This window comes from Fuscibacter oryzae, from assembly GCF_016765795.1.
Classification (GTDB): domain Bacteria; phylum Pseudomonadota; class Alphaproteobacteria; order Rhodobacterales; family Rhodobacteraceae; genus Fuscibacter; species Fuscibacter oryzae.
The window spans coordinates 193,348-212,532 of the sequence record NZ_JAESVP010000001.1 but is presented as its reverse complement, the minus strand read 5'-3'; the positions used below and the strand labels follow the sequence as shown (position 1 = coordinate 212,532).

At 63.6% G+C, this 19,185-nt stretch carries 17 protein-coding genes; 6 read left to right on the top strand and 11 right to left on the bottom strand.

Annotation, left to right across the window (positions count from 1 at the left end; genetic code table 11):
• Positions 1 to 26 precede the first annotated feature (26 nt).
• The 3 genes from JI744_RS00990 to JI744_RS00980 all read right to left on the bottom strand — a co-directional run bounded on the left by JI744_RS00990 (position 27) and on the right by JI744_RS00980 (position 3,647).
• Entirely contained in the window at positions 27 to 863 is an 837-nt protein-coding gene (locus JI744_RS00990) for an ABC transporter permease (RefSeq protein ID WP_202657434.1), read from the bottom strand.
• Positions 864 to 1,110: 247 nt separating this feature from the next.
• Positions 1,111 to 2,262, bottom strand: a complete 1,152-nt coding sequence (gene ssuD / locus JI744_RS00985; RefSeq protein ID WP_202657432.1) for an FMNH2-dependent alkanesulfonate monooxygenase — start codon at positions 2,260 to 2,262, stop codon at positions 1,111 to 1,113.
• A complete protein-coding gene (locus JI744_RS00980; protein WP_202657430.1) occupies positions 2,259 to 3,647 on the bottom strand; it encodes an LLM class flavin-dependent oxidoreductase in 1,389 nt (462 codons plus the stop codon). Before JI744_RS00980 ends, ssuD begins: the two co-directional genes overlap by 4 nt.
• 324 nt (positions 3,648 to 3,971) lie before the next feature.
• Here JI744_RS00980 and JI744_RS00975 point away from each other — a divergent pair, with 324 nt between their 5' ends.
• Positions 3,972 to 4,436, top strand: a complete 465-nt coding sequence (locus JI744_RS00975) for an RrF2 family transcriptional regulator (protein ID WP_202657429.1) — start codon at positions 3,972 to 3,974, stop codon at positions 4,434 to 4,436.
• 9 nt (positions 4,437 to 4,445) lie between these two features.
• Here the strand turns inward: JI744_RS00975 and JI744_RS00970 are convergent, their stop codons facing one another.
• From JI744_RS00970 to JI744_RS00950, 5 genes are all read right to left on the bottom strand, one after another.
• Positions 4,446 to 4,925 (bottom strand): hypothetical protein, encoded by a 480-nt coding sequence (locus JI744_RS00970; protein WP_202657428.1) that lies wholly within the window; start codon positions 4,923 to 4,925, stop codon positions 4,446 to 4,448.
• 7 nt (positions 4,926 to 4,932) lie between these two features.
• Positions 4,933 to 6,363, bottom strand: a complete 1,431-nt coding sequence (locus tag JI744_RS00965; RefSeq protein WP_202657427.1) for an FAD/NAD(P)-binding protein — start codon at positions 6,361 to 6,363, stop codon at positions 4,933 to 4,935.
• A gap of 207 nt (positions 6,364 to 6,570) precedes the next feature.
• Positions 6,571 to 7,839 carry an SfnB family sulfur acquisition oxidoreductase gene (locus JI744_RS00960; RefSeq protein WP_202657426.1) on the bottom strand — a complete coding sequence of 423 codons (1,269 nt, stop codon included), beginning with the start codon at positions 7,837 to 7,839 and terminating at the stop codon, positions 6,571 to 6,573.
• 4 nt (positions 7,840 to 7,843) lie between these two features.
• A complete protein-coding gene (locus JI744_RS00955) occupies positions 7,844 to 9,082 on the bottom strand; it encodes an acyl-CoA dehydrogenase family protein (protein WP_202657425.1) in 1,239 nt (412 codons plus the stop codon).
• Between the two features lie 22 nt (positions 9,083 to 9,104).
• Positions 9,105 to 10,493 carry an LLM class flavin-dependent oxidoreductase gene (locus JI744_RS00950; RefSeq protein WP_202657423.1) on the bottom strand — a complete coding sequence of 463 codons (1,389 nt, stop codon included), beginning with the start codon at positions 10,491 to 10,493 and terminating at the stop codon, positions 9,105 to 9,107.
• A gap of 579 nt (positions 10,494 to 11,072) precedes the next feature.
• Here JI744_RS00950 and JI744_RS00945 point away from each other — a divergent pair.
• Genes JI744_RS00945 through JI744_RS00930 form a run of 4 tightly spaced genes read left to right on the top strand, consistent with a single transcriptional unit; the run spans position 11,073 to position 14,176 of the window.
• Positions 11,073 to 12,110: an ABC transporter substrate-binding protein gene (locus JI744_RS00945; protein ID WP_202657422.1), complete on the top strand. Its 1,038-nt coding sequence runs from the start codon at positions 11,073 to 11,075 to the stop codon at positions 12,108 to 12,110.
• 5 nt (positions 12,111 to 12,115) lie between these two features.
• Positions 12,116 to 13,105 (top strand): ABC transporter permease, encoded by a 990-nt coding sequence (locus JI744_RS00940; protein WP_202657421.1) that lies wholly within the window; start codon positions 12,116 to 12,118, stop codon positions 13,103 to 13,105.
• Positions 13,105 to 13,881: an ABC transporter ATP-binding protein gene (locus JI744_RS00935; RefSeq protein ID WP_202657416.1), complete on the top strand. Its 777-nt coding sequence runs from the start codon at positions 13,105 to 13,107 to the stop codon at positions 13,879 to 13,881. The genes JI744_RS00940 and JI744_RS00935 overlap by 1 nt, the downstream gene beginning before the upstream one ends.
• On the top strand, positions 13,874 to 14,176 hold the full coding sequence (locus JI744_RS00930; protein ID WP_202657415.1) for a hypothetical protein: 303 nt from the start codon (positions 13,874 to 13,876) through the stop codon (positions 14,174 to 14,176). Before JI744_RS00935 ends, JI744_RS00930 begins: the two co-directional genes overlap by 8 nt.
• Before the next feature lie 8 nt (positions 14,177 to 14,184).
• Here JI744_RS00930 and JI744_RS00925 read toward each other — a convergent pair whose 3' ends face one another.
• Genes JI744_RS00925 through JI744_RS00915 form a run of 3 tightly spaced genes read right to left on the bottom strand, consistent with a single transcriptional unit; the run spans position 14,185 to position 17,417 of the window.
• On the bottom strand, positions 14,185 to 15,213 hold the full coding sequence (locus JI744_RS00925; protein WP_202657414.1) for an amino acid ABC transporter permease: 1,029 nt from the start codon (positions 15,211 to 15,213) through the stop codon (positions 14,185 to 14,187).
• Positions 15,210 to 16,382, bottom strand: a complete 1,173-nt coding sequence (locus JI744_RS00920; RefSeq protein ID WP_202657413.1) for an amino acid ABC transporter permease — start codon at positions 16,380 to 16,382, stop codon at positions 15,210 to 15,212. The genes JI744_RS00925 and JI744_RS00920 overlap by 4 nt, the downstream gene beginning before the upstream one ends.
• 6 nt (positions 16,383 to 16,388) lie before the next feature.
• Entirely contained in the window at positions 16,389 to 17,417 is a 1,029-nt protein-coding gene (locus JI744_RS00915) for an amino acid ABC transporter substrate-binding protein (protein ID WP_202657412.1), read from the bottom strand.
• Between the two features lie 425 nt (positions 17,418 to 17,842).
• Between JI744_RS00915 and JI744_RS00910 the strand changes: the two genes are divergently transcribed.
• Positions 17,843 to 19,162, top strand: a complete 1,320-nt coding sequence (locus JI744_RS00910; RefSeq protein ID WP_202657411.1) for an O-acetylhomoserine aminocarboxypropyltransferase/cysteine synthase family protein — start codon at positions 17,843 to 17,845, stop codon at positions 19,160 to 19,162.
• The last annotated feature ends 23 nt before the right edge of the window (positions 19,163 to 19,185 follow it).

Below are 19,185 nucleotides of genomic sequence, written 5' to 3'. Positions count from 1 at the left end.
TCCGTGGGAATGTCAGGGGAGGAGGATCAGGCGCGGAAGTCTTGCTTCCAGCCGGTCAGGCGGCGTTCCAGCGCAACCAGCGCCCAGTTCGCGGCAATGCCCAGCAGGGCCAGCACGATGACGCCGACGTAAAGAAGGTGAATGCTCATCAGGTATTGGGCGTTGACGATCAGGTATCCCAGCCCGCTGGAGGCGCCGACCATCTCGGACACGACCAGCATCAGGAAGGAATAGGTGGCCGCTAGCCGCATGCCGGTGATGATCGAGGGCAGCGCCGAGGGCAGGATGACCTTGCGAAACAGCGCAAAGGGTTTCAGCCCGACCGACCGCGCGTATTTCACCAGCGCCGGATCGGCCTGCTGCACGCCGGTGACGGTAGACAGCAGGATCGGCCAGACCACCACCCAGAAGATGATGGCGACATTGGTCAGATAACCGATGCCGAAGAACAGGATAAAGGCCGGGAACAGCGACACCGGATTGGTCTGGCGCAACAGTTGCAGCAGCGGGTTCAGATAGGCATCCAGCTTGCGGAAATACCCCAACAGAAGCCCCAGCGGCACGGCGATGATGACGCCAAGGCCAAAGCCGCCAAAGGCGCGTTGCAGGCTGACCCAGATCTGCGGCCATAGCTTGCCGGACAGGGCAAATTCCCACCCTTTCACGACCACCTCGGAAAAGGGTGGCAGGAAGGTGCGGTTGATCAGGTCAAGGCGGGGGGCAAGCTCCCACGCCAGCAGGAACAGCGCGATGGCAAAGGTGTTGCGAAAGATCGCCTCGGCGGTTTCGCGCAAAGCAAGATCGGGCAGTCGGGGGGCGGGGCGGCTATCGGACAGAGGGCCGTCAAGGGTGGTGTTGGTCATCGGTGCCTCGGGGCAAGGAGGGGCTGTTGCCCGCCGGGGTGGGCGGGCTTGCCAGGGTGTTGGCGGGGGTTTTCAGTGGCTGCCGACGGGTCACAGTATTGGCAACGCGACCGGCAAAAGATTCACGAGTAACTTACACGACATTAACGGCGGGTCGGGGGCGGTGGCCATTCCAAAGGCCATATCTGAAAGAGAATATTGCAGTTGCGGCACCCGTGCTGCGGGGCAGCAAGGTGCCGCCAGCGCCCTAACTTGCCGCCGCGCGGCGCAGATCGGACCGCACGTCGAACGCGCCGCCGGTTTGCAGCGCGCCGCGTTCGGTGACCGCCTCTTTGCCCAGCAGGGGGAAGACCAGTTCGGCAAAGCGCACCGACTCCTCCAGATGCGGATAGCCCGACAGCACAAAGGTATCGGCCCCGGCGGCCTGATATTCGCGCAGACGTTCGGCGATCTGTTCGGGGTTGCCCACAAGTGCCGTGCCCGCCCCGCCGCGTACCAGACCGACCCCGGCCCACAGGTTGGGGCCGACCACCAGCTTGTCGCGCCGCCCGCCGTGCAGGGCGGCCATCCGCGCCTGACCATGCGAATCCATTTTCGCCTGATTGCCTTGGGCCGCCGCAATATCTTCGTCCGACAGACGAGAGATCAGGCGGTCAGCCTCGGCCCAGGCTTCAGCCTCAGTTTCGCGGGCGATGACGTGCAGGCGCACCCCAAAGCGCACCTTGCGCCCAAGTTTGGCGGCGCGGGCGCGGATGTCGGCGAATTTTTCGGCCACGGCTTCGGGCGGTTCGCCCCAGGTCAGATAGGCATCGACATGCTTGGCGGCGAGGTCATGGGCCGCCGGGGACGATCCGCCGAAATAGAGCGGCGGATAGGGCGCCTGCACCGGCGGATAAAAGTTGCGGGCCTTTTCCACACGGATGTGCTTGCCGGTGAAATCCACCGGCTGGTCGGTGGCCAGCAGCCTGCGCCAGACGGTCAGAAACTCATCCGCCGCCTCATAGCGTTCGTCATGGGCCAGAAACACGCCATCGGCGGCCAGTTCGGTCGCATCCCCCCCCGGCACCACGTTCAGCAACAGCCGCCCGTTCAGCGCCTGATCCAGCGTGGCAGCCTGCCGGGCCGAGGCGGTCGGCCCCATGATCGAGGTGCGCAAAGCCACCAAGAGCTTGATGCGGCTGGTCACATGCACAAGGCTGGAGGCGGTGACCCAAGGGTCCTGGCAACTGGAGCCGGTGGGGATCAGCAGGCCATCATAGCCCAGCCGTTCGGCCGTGACCGCGATGTCACGCATATAGGCGCTGGTTGGCGGGCGGCCAAAATCGGACCGGCCCAGATAGCGGGTATCGCCTGAGGTGGGCAGGAACCAGAAGATTTCAGGGGTGGGAAGCGCGCTCATTCCGCCGCTCCTTTCAGTTGGGTGCCGATGCGGAATGCATGGGCGGTGTGGGTTGCAGGCAGGCGGTCGCCTTGGCCGAAAATGCGGGCGCGCAGGGTGCCCTGGCCGTAGCTGGTCTTGTAAAGTCCGCGGGTTTGCAGTTCGGGCACCACCAGATCGGCAAAGTCGGCATAGCTTTCGGGGGTGACGATGCGGGACAGGTTAAAGCCGTCAATCTCGCCCTCGCGCACCCATGATTCCAGCTCGTCCGCCACTTCGGCAGGCGTGCCAAGCGCAAGCGGATAGCGCCCGCCAAGGGCCAGTTGGTCCAAGAGTTGCCTTTTGGTCCAGCCCCGGCTTTCGGCCAGTTTCGCCGCCGACTGGATGGCATTTGTCTGGCCAAAGGGGATCGGATCATCCAGCCCATAGCGGCCAAAGTCGATGTTGAGAGAGGCCGAATAATGCGCCAGCCCCGCCTCGGGGCTGGAGGCGGCGCGATATTCGGCCAGCTTGTCAAAAGCGGCGGCGCGACTTGCGTCGGTGATCACGGAAATGCCGTTCAGGATGCGCACATCTTGCGGATCGCGCCCGGCATCGGCCACCGCTTGGCGAATGGCACGAGAGGCGGCGCGGGCCGCCGCCTTGTCGGGCACCGAGATAAAGACGCATTCGGCATGGCGCGCGGCAAAGCGCTGCCCGCGCCCCGAGGTGCCGGCCTGAAACAGCACCGGCGTGCGCTGGGGCGAGGGTTCGGACAGATGATAGCCATCGACGCGGTAGAAGGGGCCGCGATGGTGAACCGGGTGAATCTTGGCCGGGTCGGCATAGACGCGGGCCGCGCGGTCGGCGCGCACGGCATCTTCCTCCCACGACCCTTCCCAGAGCTTATACAGCACCTCCAGATAGTCGTCGGCCTGATCATAGCGCAGGTCATGGCCGGTTTGCCCGTCGCGCCCCACGGCGCGGGCGGCGCTGTCCAGATAGCCGGTGACGATGTTCCAGCCGATGCGACCATCGGTCAGATGATCCAGCGTGCTGATCCGCCGGGCAAAGCTGTAGGGCGCTTCGTTGTTCACATTGACGGTAACGCCAAAGCCAAGGCCCTTGGTCACGGCGGCCATCGCCGAAACCAGCATTAGCGGATCATTGACCGGCAGTTGCACCGCTTCGCGCGCGGTCACATCGATGCCGCCGCCATAAACGTCATAGGTGCCCAGAATGTCGGCCAGAAAGATCGCGTCGAACAGTCCGCGCTCCAGCGTTTTTGCAAGGCCGGTCCAATACTCCAGCCGTTTGTAATTCACCGAGGTGTCGCGCGGATGGGTCCATTGGCCATGGTTGATATGGCCGACGCAATTCATGTTGAACGCGTTCACAATGATTGGACGGGGCAGGCGGTCAGCCATGATCCCCCCCGATGTCGGCACAGGAGGTGCTGCCAAAACGATGATCACGCATATGGACTATTCCTGTCGAGATTTCCTGCTGCATGATAGGCCGCGCCACGCCTGCCCGCGATTCCAAAGGTTTTGGTGGATAGAGGTGAAAAATTTCGCCATTCCGATGGGGCCGGAAAGAACATTCTCTCTGACGGGCACCGAGGGGGCGGGTTGCGCCCCTGCCGGAAATGAATATCCCCGCAGTGGTCATTTACGCTTTTGGCCAATCGGGGGTATGGACCGACACTGCGGCCATGGTATCACCTGGCCGGGGCAGGAGGAGGCGAGATAATGTTGACGATGAAAAGCAAATATGGGCTGAAGGCCCTGTCCGACCTTGCCATGTCCGACCCGGAGACGGTGCTGCAATCGGCCGATATGGCCGAGCGGCATGGCATTTCCAAAAAGTTCCTTGATACGATTCTGGCCGAGCTGCGGGTTGCGGGCATCGTCAGCACCCGCAAGGGACGAACGGGGGGCTATCGGCTGGCCCGGCCCGCAGATGTGGTTTCGGTCGGCGAGGTGTTGCGGGTGCTGGACGGCCCCCTGGCCCCGATCGCCTGCGCCAGCCGCACGGCCTATGTGCCCTGTTCCGATTGTCGGGATGTGCGGGCCTGCTCGGTTCGGCTAACCATGCTGGAGGTGCGCGATGCCGTCGCCTCGGTTCTGGACCGCAAGACCTTGCTGGAGATGGCAAACACCGGGTTGGCGCGGGGCGACGCGGGGCGGGGCGACGCGAGCCTGCGCGCCGGGTAGGGCGGGCCCCTAGCTGACCAGAGCGCCCGCCCGCTGCAAGGCCGCCCGGCGCGCGGCCAGCAGGGATGTGAAGGCAGGGGTCAACAGAATCTGGTCTTGCGAATTGGCTGGTAATTCCACCGCCTGCCAGGCCGCAACCCGAAAGGCAGATGCCCCCAGCGTCAGAACCGGAAAGGCAAAGGGCGTATCGGTCAGGGGCAGGGCGATGCGGTCCTCAGCCCAGTCTGCGGGGTGCAGCAGGATTGCGCCCATGATCCGGGCCGACAGGGTTCTGGTCACCACATGCTGCAAAAGCGCAACTGCCGGGCCAGCGGCAACCAGCCAAGGCAGGGGGCCGCAACTGCTGATCGCGCGCTCCAGATCCTCTTCGGCATGGCGCAGGCCCCGGCTGCTGTCGGGGGTATGCTGGATCAGTTGGCCATTCGGCATGCCGCAGCGCTTGCGTGCCTCGGGGGCCAGTCGCCGGGGGCTGATCAACAAATAGCGCATCGGTGGATCATCCGGCGGCCACGGTTGTCGCCGCAACCGGAACCCGGCCAAGGAGTTCCGTCGCAAGGCGCGCGGCCCAAGAGGTGACCTCTGGCACGCCCATCAATTCGCCCACCGTGCCACGGGCCAAGGGGCCGCCGATCAGGATGCGTTCATCGGCGGTTCCGTCGATATGGCGCGCGGCCCCCGTTGGGGCGGTTGCAAGGCCAAGGCCCAAGGGATCGGGCGCGATCAGCCCCAGCCCGGCCAGCGCGGTCAGGAATGGCGACTGGCGGATCGCATCGCTGTGCGACGGGCCGGTGGCAAGAATGATGCGGTCAACCTCGACCGTCAAAAGCTCTTGGCTTTTGCGCAGGCGGATTTGCAGCGTGGCCTTTCGGCCGTTGGCCTGCGCAATGGTGATTTGCCCGGCGACCGGCAGAACCCGGCGGGCGGCAATGGATTTTTGCAAGATGTCATGGGTCTGCGGCGCGATGCGAAAGCGGTGCACATCCCACAAGCCCCTCAGATGGCGCAAAAAGCGCCGCCGCTCTGGCTGGGGTAGGGCGGCCCAAATGGCAGGCCCTTGGGCGCGCAGCCGGTCAAAGGCGGCGTGCCATGTCAGCCCTGCCGCCGCATCGGCCTGCAAAACCGCGCGAACCCGGCGCAGCAGTTCAAGGGCGGTTTTTTCAGGGGCCTTGGCAAAGTCGCCACTGGTTTCGGCCTGCACCGGGCCATGCGGCGCAGAAAAGCGGCCATGGCGGGACAAAAGGTCGATCCGGGCCAGATGCCCGCGCTGAACCAGCGTTGCGACCACATCGGCCCCGGTCAGGCCCGAGCCCAGCACCAGAACCCGGTCAGTCGGGGCAATCCCGTCCAGCGCGCCGGGGGCATAGGCATCGGCGATCAGGGTGCGGTGCCCGGCCAATCTGGCAATCTCGGCCGGCAGGCGCGGGGCGGGGTGGGTGATCGAGAGGACCAACTGGTCCGCGAAGATCCTTGCACCGCCTTCGGTGCGAAGGACCAGCCTGCCATCGGCCAGCTCCTCGGCGCCAGTCGCGGTGTCTTGCAGATGCCGGATCTGGCCGCTGGCAAGATAGGGACGCAGGCGGGCGGCGACATAGCTGGCAAAGACGTGGCGGGGGGCAAAAATCTCTCCCCTCAGGGTGGCCGAAGCGCCGGGCAGAACGGGGCCTTCGGGCGAATGCAGCCAACGGTGGAAATCTTCGGGGTCGTCCACCGACAGCGACATTTTGTGATCGGGCACGTTCAGACGGTGGTCGGGGTCGGGGGTAGAATAGGCCAGACCCTGGCCCAGCTCCGCGCGCGGTTCGATCACGGTAATCTGCACCAGGGTGGGGTCAACCTGACGGGCAAGGTGATAGGCAATCGCCGCGCCCGAAAGCCCGCCGCCCACAACAGTGACGTGATGCGCGGTGCCTTTGCTGTGCTGGGTCATGTCGTTTCTGCCTGCTGCCGGTTTGCGCGATTAAATCACGATCATTTATGTAGTCATTGTCCGTCGGCATTCGAAAAACGCCATTCCAAAGCTGGCCTGCCAAGGGGAACAGTATTCTTCTGGCGTGGGCTATGACAGTGCTTGCGCCATTCAACAGGGCGGCGACCTTTTGGCCGCCACCCTTGGTGGGTCCGCTGGCCCCGAACCTCAGTTCCAGGGGTGGCGTGGCGGATGGGCGTCGTTCAGATAGAAGTTGCCGATGTGGTAGAACTTCCACCGAACAGGGTCATGCAGCGTGTGAACGCGGGCGTTCCGCCAGTGACGGTCCAGCCCGTGCTGGTTCAGAGTGGCGCGGGTGCCGGCCAGTTCGAACAGCTTGTTCGTGGCTTCAATGGCGATCTGGGTGGTCAGAACCTTGGCCTCGGCGGTGCGCAGCGTCGCCTCGCTGACGTTATCCAGCGTGGGTTCGGCATAGCCCACATCGATGGACCGGCCCGCGATGTCCAGCAGAGCCTCTGCCGCGTGCAGGCAGATTTTCAGGTCGCCGATGGCGATGATGCTCAGGGGGTCTTCGCTGGCCTTTTCCTTGCCGCTGTCGATCCACGGGCGGCTGTGATTGCGGATGAAGGCGATGGTATCGTCAATCGCCCCCCGCGCGATGCCCACATCAATCGCGGCCTGGATGATCTGCGACAAGGGGCCCGCGATTGTGGGGTGTTCGTCAAATGATTTCAGCCGAACCGCCCGGTCCTTGGGCACGCGCACATTGTCCAGCTTGACCCCGCCCGAGGCGGTGGTGCGCTGGCCAAAGCTGGACCAGTTGTTCGTCACGGTCAGGCCCGCCGTGTCGCGGTCAATGAAGACCAGATAGGCGGTGCCGTTGTCGATGGCGACGGTGGGGATGACATGGGCCAAAAGCGCGCCGGTGGTATAAAACTTTTCGCCGTTCACCACCGCCTCGTCGCCGTCAAACCGCACGGTGGTTTCAAAGGCGGCGACGGTCTTGCTGTTCAGCTCGGAAAACGCATTGCCAAAGCGGATGCCTTGCAGCGCCCAGTCGAAGGTGCGCTTTTTCTCGGCCTCGGTGCCTTCCAGATCGACGGTGTTGAGGATGGCCAGATGGTTCTGGGTGATCTGGGCAATCGCCGGATCTGCGGCGGCGATGATCGAGATCACCTTGGCCAGCGTCGCATGGCTCAGGCCCGGCCCTCCATAGGCCTTGGGCACGTTGATCGACCACAGGCCGCTTTGCGAATAGGCGTCCAGCTCGGCCAGGGGCAGCAGCCCCTCTCGGTCGCGCAGGGCGGCACCGGGGGCGAATTGCGCGGCCAGCCGCCGGGCGATGGCAATGGCCTCGGCATCGTCCTTCAGCCCATGGGGGGGCGTTGCCGGGCGGGGGCGCGGCGGGACCGGATCGGCTGAATTGACGCGGGGGTGGATACTGTGGTCGATCTGGGTCTGGTTAAGCGATCCCATGGGATTATCTTTCGGTTTTGGGCAGGTCGGGCGTGCCGATCTGCCACAGGAACGGGGGTTCGGTGCCGTTGACCACATGGTCGCCAAGGATACGTTCCTTGAAGATCAGGGGGTTGTGGTTGGCGGCGGTGCGGGCGTTGCGCCAGTGCCGGTCAATCGCCAGCCCGGCATCGGTGGCCGAGGCCGACAGCGCGTTGAAGATGTCGGTTGTGGCGCGCAAGGATAGATCGGCCGCGGCAGATTGCGCGCGGGCAGAGGCGAGTTCGGCCTGAATATTGGCAGCCTTTTCGGCGGCCTCATCGTTCAGGAATTGCGCTTCATAGGCGGTCTGCACGGCTTCGGCCCCGGCAAGGGTGGTGGCGCGGGCAGCTTCGGCAAAGGCATGGGCGCGGCCGATCACCTGCAAAAGCTGCGGGTCTTGCGCCGCAACCGGCGCGGTGCCGCTGCTGTAAACCCGCTTGCGCGCCTTCAGGAACGCGGCCGCATCACGCACCGCCGCCGCCGCCGATCCGGCCAGAACCGCGTTCAAGACGGTCTGGTAAAACGCGGTCTGATAGCGAAAGCGGGTTTCAAACGGAAAGACATGCGCCGCGGCGACAGGGGCAGTTGTGAAGGTGGTGGTGCCGCTGCCGGTGGTACGCTGGCCAAAGCCGGTCCAGTCATCGGATCGCTGGACCGAGGGCTGCCGCGTGTCCACCGCCGCAATCACCGCCGTGCCATCGTCGCTGCGGGTGGCCAGAACGTCGATCCATTCGGCAAAGATCGCGCCGGTCGAGTAATACTTCACCCCCTCCAGCGCAAAATCGGTGCCCTGCGGCACAAGTTGCGTCTTGCGCTCACCCAGCTTCACATCGCCCACTTCGGACCAGCCGTTGCCGACGATCTCACCGGCGACGAAACGGGCGAACCACGGCTTTGCCACCGCCTCGGGGCGGGCCAGAATGTCTTCGACAAAGGCGAAATGGCCGCGCAGCGACTGGGCGATGTTGCTGTCCGCCTCGGCCAGATCAATCAGCAGGCGGAAAAGATCAGGGATCGTCACCCCGCTGCCCCCCTGATCAACCGGCACGCGCAGGGCGCCAAAGCCCGCTGCTTTCAGCCAGCCGATCTGTTCGTGGGGCAGGGCGCGGGTTGCCTCTCGTGCAGGGGCCCCTTCGGCGATGCGGTCAAAGATCGGCTGAAAGTGGGTCTTGAGTTCCGCGTAGCGCGCGGCCAGCGGCCAGTCTCGTTCGGTGCGTCCCATCTCGGGGGTTCCTTGTCGTCGGTTATTCGGCAGCGACCTGACCGGCGGCCAGACGGGCGCCAAGGTCACGATAGCTGGCACCGGGGTGGGGGGCGGCCAGCCGGTCGCCCTTGCCGAACAGCTTGTGGCGCAGGGTGCCGGGGGTATAGGCGGTGCGATAAACCCCACGGCGTTGCAGTTCGGGCACGAGGTAACCGGCAATCGATTCAAAGGTCTCATGCGCCACGGCATAGGCCAGGTTGAACCCGTCCACCCCGGTTTCCTCTTGCCAGGCCTGCAATTCATCGGCGACCTTTTCCGGCCCGCCCACGATCACCGGGCCAAGCCCGCCGATACCCGCCCATTGCGCAAGTTCCGCCACCGACCATTGCTGACCATTGGTGAAATGTTCCAGCAGCGACTTCACGGCATTGGTGTCGATCTTGCGCACCAGATCGGTGGGGGCGTATTGGGCGAAATCCACCCCGCTCCAGCCCGAAACAAAGGTTAGCGCGCCGTCATAAGAGGCGTGGTCAAGATAGCGCTGATACTTGGCCTGCGCCTTGGCGTCGGTTTCATCGACGATCACGGTGGTCAGGTTGTAAACCAGATGATCCCCCGCCCGGCCGTACCGCGCGGCCTGCGCCTTCAGCCGGTCGATATAGCCCTTCAACACAGGCTTGGTGGGGGCGGCGACAAAGATGCATTCGGCATTGCTGGCGGCAAACTCGATGCCATTGGCGCTGGCTCCGGCCTGAAACAGAACCGGCGTCCGCTGGGGCGAGGGTTCCGACAGGTGATAGCCCGGCACGTCGAAAAATTTGCCCTTGTGGCGAATTTCATGAACCTTTGCAGGGTCGGCAAAGATGCGGCGTTCGTGGTCACGCAGCACCGCGCCATCTTCCCAACTGCCTTCCAGCAGTTTGTAGATCACCTCCAGATACTCGCTGGCGACCTCATAGCGGTTGTCGTGGCGACGCAGCCCGCCTTCGCCGACATTCTTCGCCCCGCTTTCAAGGTAAGAGGTGACGATGTTCCACCCCACCCGCCCCTTGGTCAGGTGGTCGGCAGTCGTCAGGCGGCGGGCGAAGGTATAGGGGTGTTCAAAGCTGGTCGAGGCGGTGATGCCGATGCCCAGATGCTCGGTTGCCAGCGCAATCGGCACGGCCAGTTGCAGCGGGTCGTTCACTGGAATCTGCGCACCCTCGCGGATCGCATCGTCATTCTTGCCGCGATAGACATCGTAATAGCCGATCACATCGGCGATGAAGATGCCGTCAAAGAACCCGCCCTCCAGAATGCGCGCCAGATCCTGCCAGTATTCCACATCCTTGTATTGCCACGACCTGTCGCCGGGATAGGCCCAAAGGCCGGGCGACTGGTGGGCAACGCAGTTCATCTCAAAGGCGTTGAAGTGGATCTGGCGGGTCATGGCGATGTCTTTCGCAGGGGTTCGTTGGCTTCCCCTAGGGTGCGATTATGGGGTGTTATTTGTCTATAGATTGAATGGATGTAAATTTGCCGCCCGGACGAAAGGCTTGTGCTGTGGCGGGGCGGTGCGGGGAAAGAATTCGCTGCCCGGTTCGGGAATCAGCGGGTGCGCAACGCTGATTCTGTGAAGCGGAATTGCGGTTGCGGTAGTCTCCTGATGTGGGCGGGTGGGGAAGATGCCGCTTTCCAGCCGCATCATATTGGACTGACCGACGGGGGAGTTGCCAAGTGCTGTTACCCGAGGCGCTGACCGGCATCATCGACGATGTGTCTATCGGCGGTTTGATCCCAACCCGATGTGGTGGTGACTGTGGGGCTGATCGTAAGGGTCGTCTCAGTTCCGTTGGCCGGGGATAGATCCTGGTACAGCTATGGGTGCGGCAGCGCGATTCGCATATCTGCCGTGATAAAAATAAAGTTATCCAGTAGATAATTTTCGGGGCCGAAATCTGCTCTTTCGCAGGCCAACTTCGAAAACCGTTTCCTGCGCGAAACCCCTATCCTCGTGGCAACCAATCAAATGAGGGGCAAGACCATGCCAGTAAAATCGAACGGGCTTCTGTCGCGTCGGCAGCTTTTGAAGACCGGCGCTGCGGCGGCGGGCATCGGGGCGGCGGGCATCCTGACCGGGCAGGGTACGCGCTATGCCATTGCGGGCAACCTGACCAAGATCAAGCTGGAATGGACCGAGGTTGCAGCCTGCCATTCGCCGGTGGGCTTTGCGCTGGACAAGGGCATTTTCACCAAGCACGGGCTGGATGTGGAGCTGTTCTATCAGGGCGCCAGCGGGCAGACCTTGATTCAGGCGCTTGCCACCCGCAAGGCCGAGGCGGGGCCGGGGTTGCTGTATGATTGGCTGAAACCCATCGAGCAGGGCTTTGATGTCAAACTGTTTGCCGGCTCGCATGGCGGTTGCCAAAGCATCCTGACCAAACAGGACAGCGGCATCAAGACGCTGACCGACCTGAAGGGCAAGACTATCGGCACCTTTGATGTGATGTCGCCCTCGCGCGTGGCCTTCTCGGTCGCGTTGAAAAAGGCCGGGATCGACCCCGAGCAGGATGTGACGTGGAAGGTTTTCCCCTTCGATCTGGTGGCCGAGGCTGTGCTGCGTGGCGAGGCAGACGCGCTGGCCCATATGGACCCCTGGGCCTACGGCTGGGAAAAGGAACACAAGTTCCACCGCGTGGCTGATACCCAGACCGGCACCTTCAAGGACCGCGTTTGCTGCGTGCTGGGTGTGAACGGCGATTATTATGAGGCGAACAAAGAGGCGCTGAAGCGCGTGGCGGCGGCGAACCTAGAGGTTCACCAATACGCCGCCCAGCACCCGGACGAGGTGGCGCAATGGTATTTCGACACCCTGCGCCCCGGCATGTCGGTGGAGACGCTGACCGAGGTTCTGGCCTCCTTCACCTATCACGACCACTGGTTCGGCGACAAACTGCGCGATGAAGTCAAACGCGGTTATGAAGACCTGAAGCTGACCGGCGTCGTCGATGCCTCGACCGACCCGGAAGAGATTGCCAGCCGCATCACCATTGACATTTTTGCCTGATTTCCATGACCGAAGCGATTGATTTCAGACAGGCCGGGCTTTCGGCCGCAAACCCCTTCCGCCCGTGGCGGGAGGGGATTTTTGCCGCACTGGCCTGGGGTGCGACCGCCGTGGTGACATGGGGCCTGCCCGATGTGATCCAATGGGGCGCGACGGGGTTGTTCGCCATCCTGTCCGGCCTTGTCGCCTTGGTCTTTCTGGCATTGGCTTTCCTTGTGCCGCTGCGTGGCTGGCAGGGGGGCACGCTGACCCATTATGGCCCGTGGTTCATTGCCTTGGGCCTGTGGCTCTTGGGGTGGGAGATTGTCACCGCCAAGCTAGGCTGGCTGCCAAAGCCGTTCTTTTCGCCGCCCCAAGGCCTGCTGCATGTCTATGTGACCGATTGGGACCGTCTGCTGATCTGCGTTGCCTATACGGCGCGGCTGTGGGGGCTGGGGTTCTTTCTGGGTATCGCGGTGGGGTTTGTGGCAGGTGTGGGCCTTGGCTGGTCAAAGCGGTTCGCCTATTGGGGAATGCCGCTGTTGAAACTGATCGGCCCGGTTCCAGCAAGCGCCTGGATTCCTTGTGCCTTTTTCATCTTTCCCAGCACGTTCCATGCCTCGGTCTTTCTGGTGGCGCTGGCTTCGGGCATTCCGGTGGCGATCCTGACCGCCTCTGGCATTTCGCAGGTCAACCGCGCCTATTATGACGTGGCGCGCACGCTGGGGGCATCTGCCCGCTGGCAGGTGCGGAATGTGGCCATTCCGGCGGCGTTGCCCAATGTGTTCGTCGGCCTGTTCATGGGGCTTTACTACAGCTTTGCCGTGCTGGTCGTGGCCGAGATGCTGGGGGCGAAGTTCGGCCTTGGCTGGTATCTGCAATTCAACACCGCCTATTCGGCCTATGCCAATGTCTATGCGGCATTGGTGGTCATGGCGCTGATCTGCGCAGGGTTGGTGCGCGCACTGTTCGTGGTGCGTGACCGGGTGCTGGGCTGGCAGAAGGGAATCCTGTGATGCCGGATCATACCGCCGTTCGCCCCTTGGGGCTGAGTTTTGACCGCGTCTCGCATGGCTATGACATTGGCAAGACGGTTCTGCCTGTGCTGGAGGATGTGACGCTGGATATTCAGCCGGGCGAGTTTGTGGCGCTGCTTGGCCCCTCTGGCTGCGGCAAGTCCACCCTGCTGCGGTTGGCGGCGGGGCTGGAGGTGCCGGTGCGGGGCAGGGTTTCGGGCGACGGCACCCCCATAACCGCCCCCGGACCTGACCGTATTCTGGTGTTTCAGGACGCCACCCTGTTCCCCTGGCGGACCGTGCGCGGCAATGTCGAGGCGGGGCCAGAGGCGCGGGGAGAGCTGGCGGCCAAGCGCGCCCGTGTGGATGAGGCGCTGGCGCTTGTCGGGTTGGAGACGTTTGGCGAGGCCTTTCCCCATCAGCTTTCGGGCGGCATGGCGCAGCGCGCGGCGATTGCGCGGGCCTTGGTGAATGACCCCCGTCTGCTCTTGCTGGATGAACCCTTGGGCAAGCTGGACAGCCTGACCCGCCTGAACCTGCAAAAAGACCTTGTGCGGCTGTGGCAGGCGCGCGGCTTTACCGCGATCCTTGTCACGCATGACGTGGAAGAGGCGCTGCTGCTGGCCGACCGGGTGATCCTGTTCAGCCCGCGTCCGGCGCGGATTGTGCAAGAGGTGCGTGTGGACAGCCCCCACCCCCGCCGCCGCGATGACCCGGCGCTGATCGCCATGCGGTCTGCCCTGCTGGCAAACCTGGGGGTGCTGGAAGATGTCTGATCGCATCCTGCGCCCCCGGCTGTTTGCGGGGCTTGGCAGTCTGGCTGTGGGATTGGCCGTGCTGTGGTGGTATGTCGTGTTCGGGCCGGTGGTCGCGCGCGGCTATGGCAGCTATGTGCAGGCCAGCCAGTGTCTTTGGGGCAATGATTATGTCTGCGCGCTGCTGTTGTCGCTGTGCGATGCAAACCACCCGCTGCTTCCAAAATTCTACCGGCCAGAGCTGTTCTGGGCCGGGTCGGCGCTGATCTTGGGGGCGGCGGGCGCCGGGTTGCGCAGCAAGCGCACCCCGGCCTGAGCGGCCCGTTAGTGCCGCTGCAGCCGTCGTTCCAGCCACAGGCTGTAACGCGACCCACCAAAGCACAGCACGAAATAGATCAGCGCGGCGAAGATATACGCCTCATCATAAAAACCCATCCAGGCAGGATCGGTGGTTGAGGCTTTGGCCGCGTTCAAAAGGTCGAACACCCCGATCACCGCCAGCAACGAGGTGGCCAGCAGAAAGCCGATGGCAAGGTTGACCAGACCGGGGATCACCTTGTTCAGCGCCTGCGGCAACACGATCAGCTGCACGGTGCGCCAATAGCCAAGGCCAAGGGCCGATGCCGCCTCTGCCTGCCCTGCCGGAATGGTTTGCAAGCCGCCGCGCACCACCTCGGCCAGATAGGCGGTGAAGAACAGGGCGGTCATGATTGTGGCGCGCGCGATCTTGTCGAGGATGATGCCGTTCGGCAGGGCCATCGGCAGGATCAGCATGGCGAAATACAGGATCGCTACCATCGGCGTGGCCCGCATCACCTCGATATAGGCGACCGACAGGCTGCGCAGGCCGCCCATGCGCGATTGCCGGGCCAGCGCCAGCAGCACAGCGGTGGGCAGGGCAAAGGCCATGCAGGTGGTCCAGACCAGCAATGTCACCGGCAATCCGCCCCAGTCGTTCACCGAGACGCGGGGCAGGGGGCCGCTGCCCGCCATCAGCCACCACGCCGACAGCAGGGTAATGGGCCACAGCGTCAGCAGGGCCTTGCCCCACAGGCGCGGCAGGGTCGACAGGATCATCAGCACCAGCAGGGCCATCACCACCAGAACAGGCCGCCAAAGCTGCTCGGCAGGGTAAAAGGCGAACAGGATGAAGCGCGCCTTGGCCTGCAAGAACGCCCAGCAAGCCCCGCTGGCCGCGCGGCAGGTTTCCATGTCACCCTGCCAGACGGCATGGGTAACCGCCCAGCCGAACAAGGGCGGCAGGATCAGCGCCAGAATGCTCAGCGTGGCCAAGGACAGCGCGATGTTTGCGGGCCCGGCAAAGGCGCGGCGCAGGGTGGAGGAAAGTGTCATCGTTTCACCTGTCCGCGCAGGGCGACGCGCGTGTTATAGCGGTTCATCAGGGCGGCAACCGACAGGTTCAGCGCAAGGAAGCTGACGGTCATGATGAACACCGCTTCGATTGCCTGCCCCGTGGTATTGGCCGTTGTGTTCAGAATGCTGACCAGATCGGGATAGCCGATCGCAACCGCCAGACTGGAATCCTTGGCCAGATCAAGGAAGCTGGAGGTGATCAGCGGCACGATCACCCGCAATGCCTGGGGCAGAACCACCAGCCGCAGGATCTGCCAGTCGTTCAGGCCCAACGCCCGCGCCGCCTCTCGCTGGCCGACGGGCACTGACAAGATGCCTGCGCGCACGATCTCGGCGATGGAGGCGGAGAATTTCACGGTCAGCGCGGTCAGCAGAGCGGCAAACTCGGGCGACAGCGACATGCCGCCCCGGATGTTGAAGCCTTGCAGATGCGCAATATCCAGCCCGACACCCAAGGCAGACAAGGCCAACGCCGACAGGGCAACGGCAGCCAGCCAGACCAGTCCGCGCCCGCGCGACAGAAACCGGCTGGCAACGATTGCGGCCAGTCCCAACCCGGCCACAACCGCCACCGGCACCAGCCAGCCGCTGGCCGAGGTCAGCGCAGGAACAAAAATGCCGCGGTTCGACAGGTAAAACCCCGCCCCGCCCGGTGCTTGCTTTGGCCCCGGCAGGTTGCGGGCCAGGGCGATCCAGAAGAACAGTTGCAAGAGCAGCGGCGTGTTGCGGATTGCCTCGATATAAAACCGCACAAGTCCGCCAAGGATCGGGTTTGCCGACAGCCCGCCGATGCCGATGGCAACGCCCAGCGCTGTGGCCAGCACACAGCCCGCCACGGCCACTTTCAGCGTGTTGACGATGCCCACCGCAATCGCGCGCAGATAGGTATCGCCCGCCTGAAAGGCCAATGTGCTCTCGCCGATCTGGAAATTCGCCGAGCGGAACAGAAAGCCGAAACCGGGGGTGATGCCCGCGCGCTGCAACGAGGCCGCGACATTCAGCCCGAACCAAAGCAGAAGCGCGGCGATCCCAAGGATCGCCGCGATCTGCGACCAGGGCCGTGGCCCCCACCATTCGACCAGTGCGGCAAACTTTCCGCGCGCGAAGGGGTGGGGGCTTTGGCCGTCTGACGTGACAGGGAGGGTCACGCGGTCTTACCGGAAAGGGGGCGAGTAAAGGAGGCCGCCCTTGGTCCACAGCTGGTTATAGCCACGCTCCCAGCCAAGGGGGGCAAGGTTGCGGTCATAGATCTCACCATAGTTGCCCACGGTCTTGATGATGTTATAGGCCCATTTCGGATCCAGCCCGATGTCTTGCGCAAAGGACGGGTCAACACCAAGGAAGCGTTGGATCGCGGGGTCTTCCGACTTCAGGAACTCATCGACATTGGCTTGGGTGATGCCCCATTCTTCGGCCTGAATGGTGGCGTAGACGGTCCAGTTTATGATCTCCAGCCAGCGGTCATCGCCGCCCACGATGGCCGGGGCCAGCGGTTCTTTCGACAGGCGTTCGGGCAGCAGCACATAGGCCGAGGGGTCTTTGAGCTGTTGCAGCTTGCCCACAAGGTCAGAGCTGTCTTGCGTGATCGCATCGACGCGGTTGGTTTCCAGCGCCGACAGGAATTCCGAGGTGTCTTCAATCGTTACCGGGGTGAACTGCTTGCCGGTCTTGCGGAAGAAGTCGGCGATGTTCAATTCGCCCGTGGTGCCCGACTGCACGCCGATGGTGGCGCCGTCCAGCTCTGCCGCGCTGGTCACACCCAGATCCTTGCGGGCAAGGATCGCCTGACCGTCGTAAAACACCGTCGGGCCAAAGTGAAAGCCCAGCTTGAAGGCGCGGGTGGTGGTGACGGTCACGCCTGAGAGCAGCACATCGAACTCACCCGCTTGCAGCGCGGGCAGGCGTTGCTGCGGCGAGGACGAGGTGAATTCCACCTTGTCCGGCGTGCCAAAGACGGCAATCGACAGGGCGCGGCCATAGTCGATGAAAAAGCCCTGCCACTTGCCGTTGCTGTCGGGGGCAAAGAAGCCGGGGGTGGTGCCGACGCCCACCTTGATAACGCCGCGTTCGTTGATGCGGTCCAGCGTGGGGCCGGCGCTGGCCACGGTTGGCAGGGTGGCGGCGGCCACGGCGGCGGCGGCAAGGGCGCGGCCTGCTTTGCCAAAGATGCTCAAATTGCTCATTCGTCATGCTCTCTTGTTTGGCTTTCGCCTGTTTTATGGGCTTAAATGGAATGACTTGTGGCGGAAACGTCAATTGCGCCCATTGATTTTGTTATGTTTTTTCAAATTTCATGGCGAGCGTGGAAGTTTTTGCCATGCCCGCGCTGCGCCGCAGAAAATCTTTCCGGGGCGGAAGCGAGAATCACGATTTAATGAGTCGTGTCTTGGTCTGTAAAAAGATCAAAAACCCCGTCAGAGGGCACGACTCGTGGTTTTCAGGCGTGTCTCTGCTTAGAAAAGAACGCTGCCGCTGTTTTATGCGGTTCCGAGGGAAGGGCATTCCATTTTGCCAGGAAAAAAGACGATAGAATTAAGCGTGATTTAGGTGATCCTATGGGCCAGACCCGCCCAATCGGCGGCCCCAACCGCCGAACAAGGAGAATCCCATGACTACGACCAGCCTGCACCCCGAAACTCTGGCCCTGCATGGCGGCAGCTGGCGCACCGATCCGGCGACCGGGTCGCTGGCGGTGCCGATTTACCAGAACACCAGCTTTCAGTTTCAGGACACCGGCCACGCCGCGCGCCTGTTCGCGCTGGAAGAGTTGGGCCAGATCTATACCCGCATCAAAAACCCCACCTCTGACGTGTTCGAGGAACGCCTTGCGGCGATTGAGGGCGGGGTGGCGGCCCTTGCCGTCGCCTCGGGTCAGGCGGCCACGTTCTTTGCGCTGACCAACATCGCGCAGGCGGGTGACAATATCGTCGCCTCGACCGATCTTTATGGCGGCACGGTCACCCTGTTGTCGCAGACGCTGGCGCAGTTCGGCATCGAGGTGCGGTTCGTCGATCAGGATGATCCGCAGAATTTCGTCAAGGCAACGGATGACAAGACCCGCGCCTGGTTTGGCGAAACCCTGCCCAACCCCAAGCTGCAAGTCTTCCCGATTGCCGAGGTTGCTGCGCTTGGCCGCAAGATCGGCGTGCCGCTGATTCTGGACAATACTGCCGCCCCCCTGACCGCCCGCCCGTTGGAGCATGGCGCAGCGGTGGTGGTGTATTCGACCACGAAATACATCGGCGGCCATGGCACGGCGATTGGCGGGGCCATCGTGGACGGCGGCAATTTTGATTGGGAGGCGCATGGCGCGCGCTTTCCCCTGCTGACCCAACCCGATGCCGCCTATCATGGGGCGGTCTGGACCGAGGCGGCAAAGCCGCTTGGCCCTATCGCCTATATCTTGCGGGCACGGGTGAAACTGCTGCGCGACATTGGGGCTGCGGTGGCGCCGCAGAACGCTTTTCTGTTCATTCAGGGGCTGGAAACCCTGCCGCTGCGCATTCGCCAGCACAATGAGAACGCCGCCGAGGTGGCCCAGTTCCTGAACGGCCATCCGCTGGTCACGCGCACCATTTTTCCGGGGCTGCAAACCGGCGAACACCGCCGCCGCGCCGATGCCTATCTGAAGGGCGGTCACGGCGCGCTTGTGGGGTTTGAGGTCAAGGGCGGGGTCGAGGCGGGCCGCGCCTTCATCGACGCGCTGGGGCTGTTCCACCATGTAGCGAACATCGGGGACGGGCGGTCGCTGGCGATCCACCCCGCCTCGACCACGCATCAGCAACTGACCCCAGCCGAGCAACTGGCTGCGGGGGTGACGCCCGGCTATGTGCGCCTGTCGATCGGGATCGAGCATCCCGAGGACATCATCGCCGATCTTCGTCAGGCGTTGGACGCTGCCGCTGCAACCGTGCGCGTCGCTGCCTGAAGGACCGGCCCGGCGGGCACCTC

Excerpts from the sequence above, each read along its gene's own strand:
- JI744_RS00990 (WP_202657434.1), bottom strand. The coding sequence starts at position 863 with ATGACCAACACCACCCTTGACGGCCCTCTGTCCGATAGCCGCCCCGCC.
- ssuD (WP_202657432.1), bottom strand. The coding sequence starts at position 2,262 with ATGAGCGCGCTTCCCACCCCTGAAATCTTCTGGTTCCTGCCCACCTCA.
- JI744_RS00980 (WP_202657430.1), bottom strand. The coding sequence starts at position 3,647 with ATGGCTGACCGCCTGCCCCGTCCAATCATTGTGAACGCGTTCAACATG.
- JI744_RS00975 (WP_202657429.1), top strand. The coding sequence starts at position 3,972 with ATGTTGACGATGAAAAGCAAATATGGGCTGAAGGCCCTGTCCGACCTT.
- JI744_RS00970 (WP_202657428.1), bottom strand. The coding sequence starts at position 4,925 with ATGCGCTATTTGTTGATCAGCCCCCGGCGACTGGCCCCCGAGGCACGC.
- JI744_RS00965 (WP_202657427.1), bottom strand. The coding sequence starts at position 6,363 with ATGACCCAGCACAGCAAAGGCACCGCGCATCACGTCACTGTTGTGGGC.
- JI744_RS00960 (WP_202657426.1), bottom strand. The coding sequence starts at position 7,839 with ATGGGATCGCTTAACCAGACCCAGATCGACCACAGTATCCACCCCCGC.
- JI744_RS00955 (WP_202657425.1), bottom strand. The coding sequence starts at position 9,082 with ATGGGACGCACCGAACGAGACTGGCCGCTGGCCGCGCGCTACGCGGAA.
- JI744_RS00950 (WP_202657423.1), bottom strand. The coding sequence starts at position 10,493 with ATGACCCGCCAGATCCACTTCAACGCCTTTGAGATGAACTGCGTTGCC.
- JI744_RS00945 (WP_202657422.1), top strand. The coding sequence starts at position 11,073 with ATGAGGGGCAAGACCATGCCAGTAAAATCGAACGGGCTTCTGTCGCGT.
- JI744_RS00940 (WP_202657421.1), top strand. The coding sequence starts at position 12,116 with ATGACCGAAGCGATTGATTTCAGACAGGCCGGGCTTTCGGCCGCAAAC.
- JI744_RS00935 (WP_202657416.1), top strand. The coding sequence starts at position 13,105 with ATGCCGGATCATACCGCCGTTCGCCCCTTGGGGCTGAGTTTTGACCGC.
- JI744_RS00930 (WP_202657415.1), top strand. The coding sequence starts at position 13,874 with ATGTCTGATCGCATCCTGCGCCCCCGGCTGTTTGCGGGGCTTGGCAGT.
- JI744_RS00925 (WP_202657414.1), bottom strand. The coding sequence starts at position 15,213 with ATGACACTTTCCTCCACCCTGCGCCGCGCCTTTGCCGGGCCCGCAAAC.
- JI744_RS00915 (WP_202657412.1), bottom strand. The coding sequence starts at position 17,417 with ATGAGCAATTTGAGCATCTTTGGCAAAGCAGGCCGCGCCCTTGCCGCC.
- JI744_RS00910 (WP_202657411.1), top strand. The coding sequence starts at position 17,843 with ATGACTACGACCAGCCTGCACCCCGAAACTCTGGCCCTGCATGGCGGC.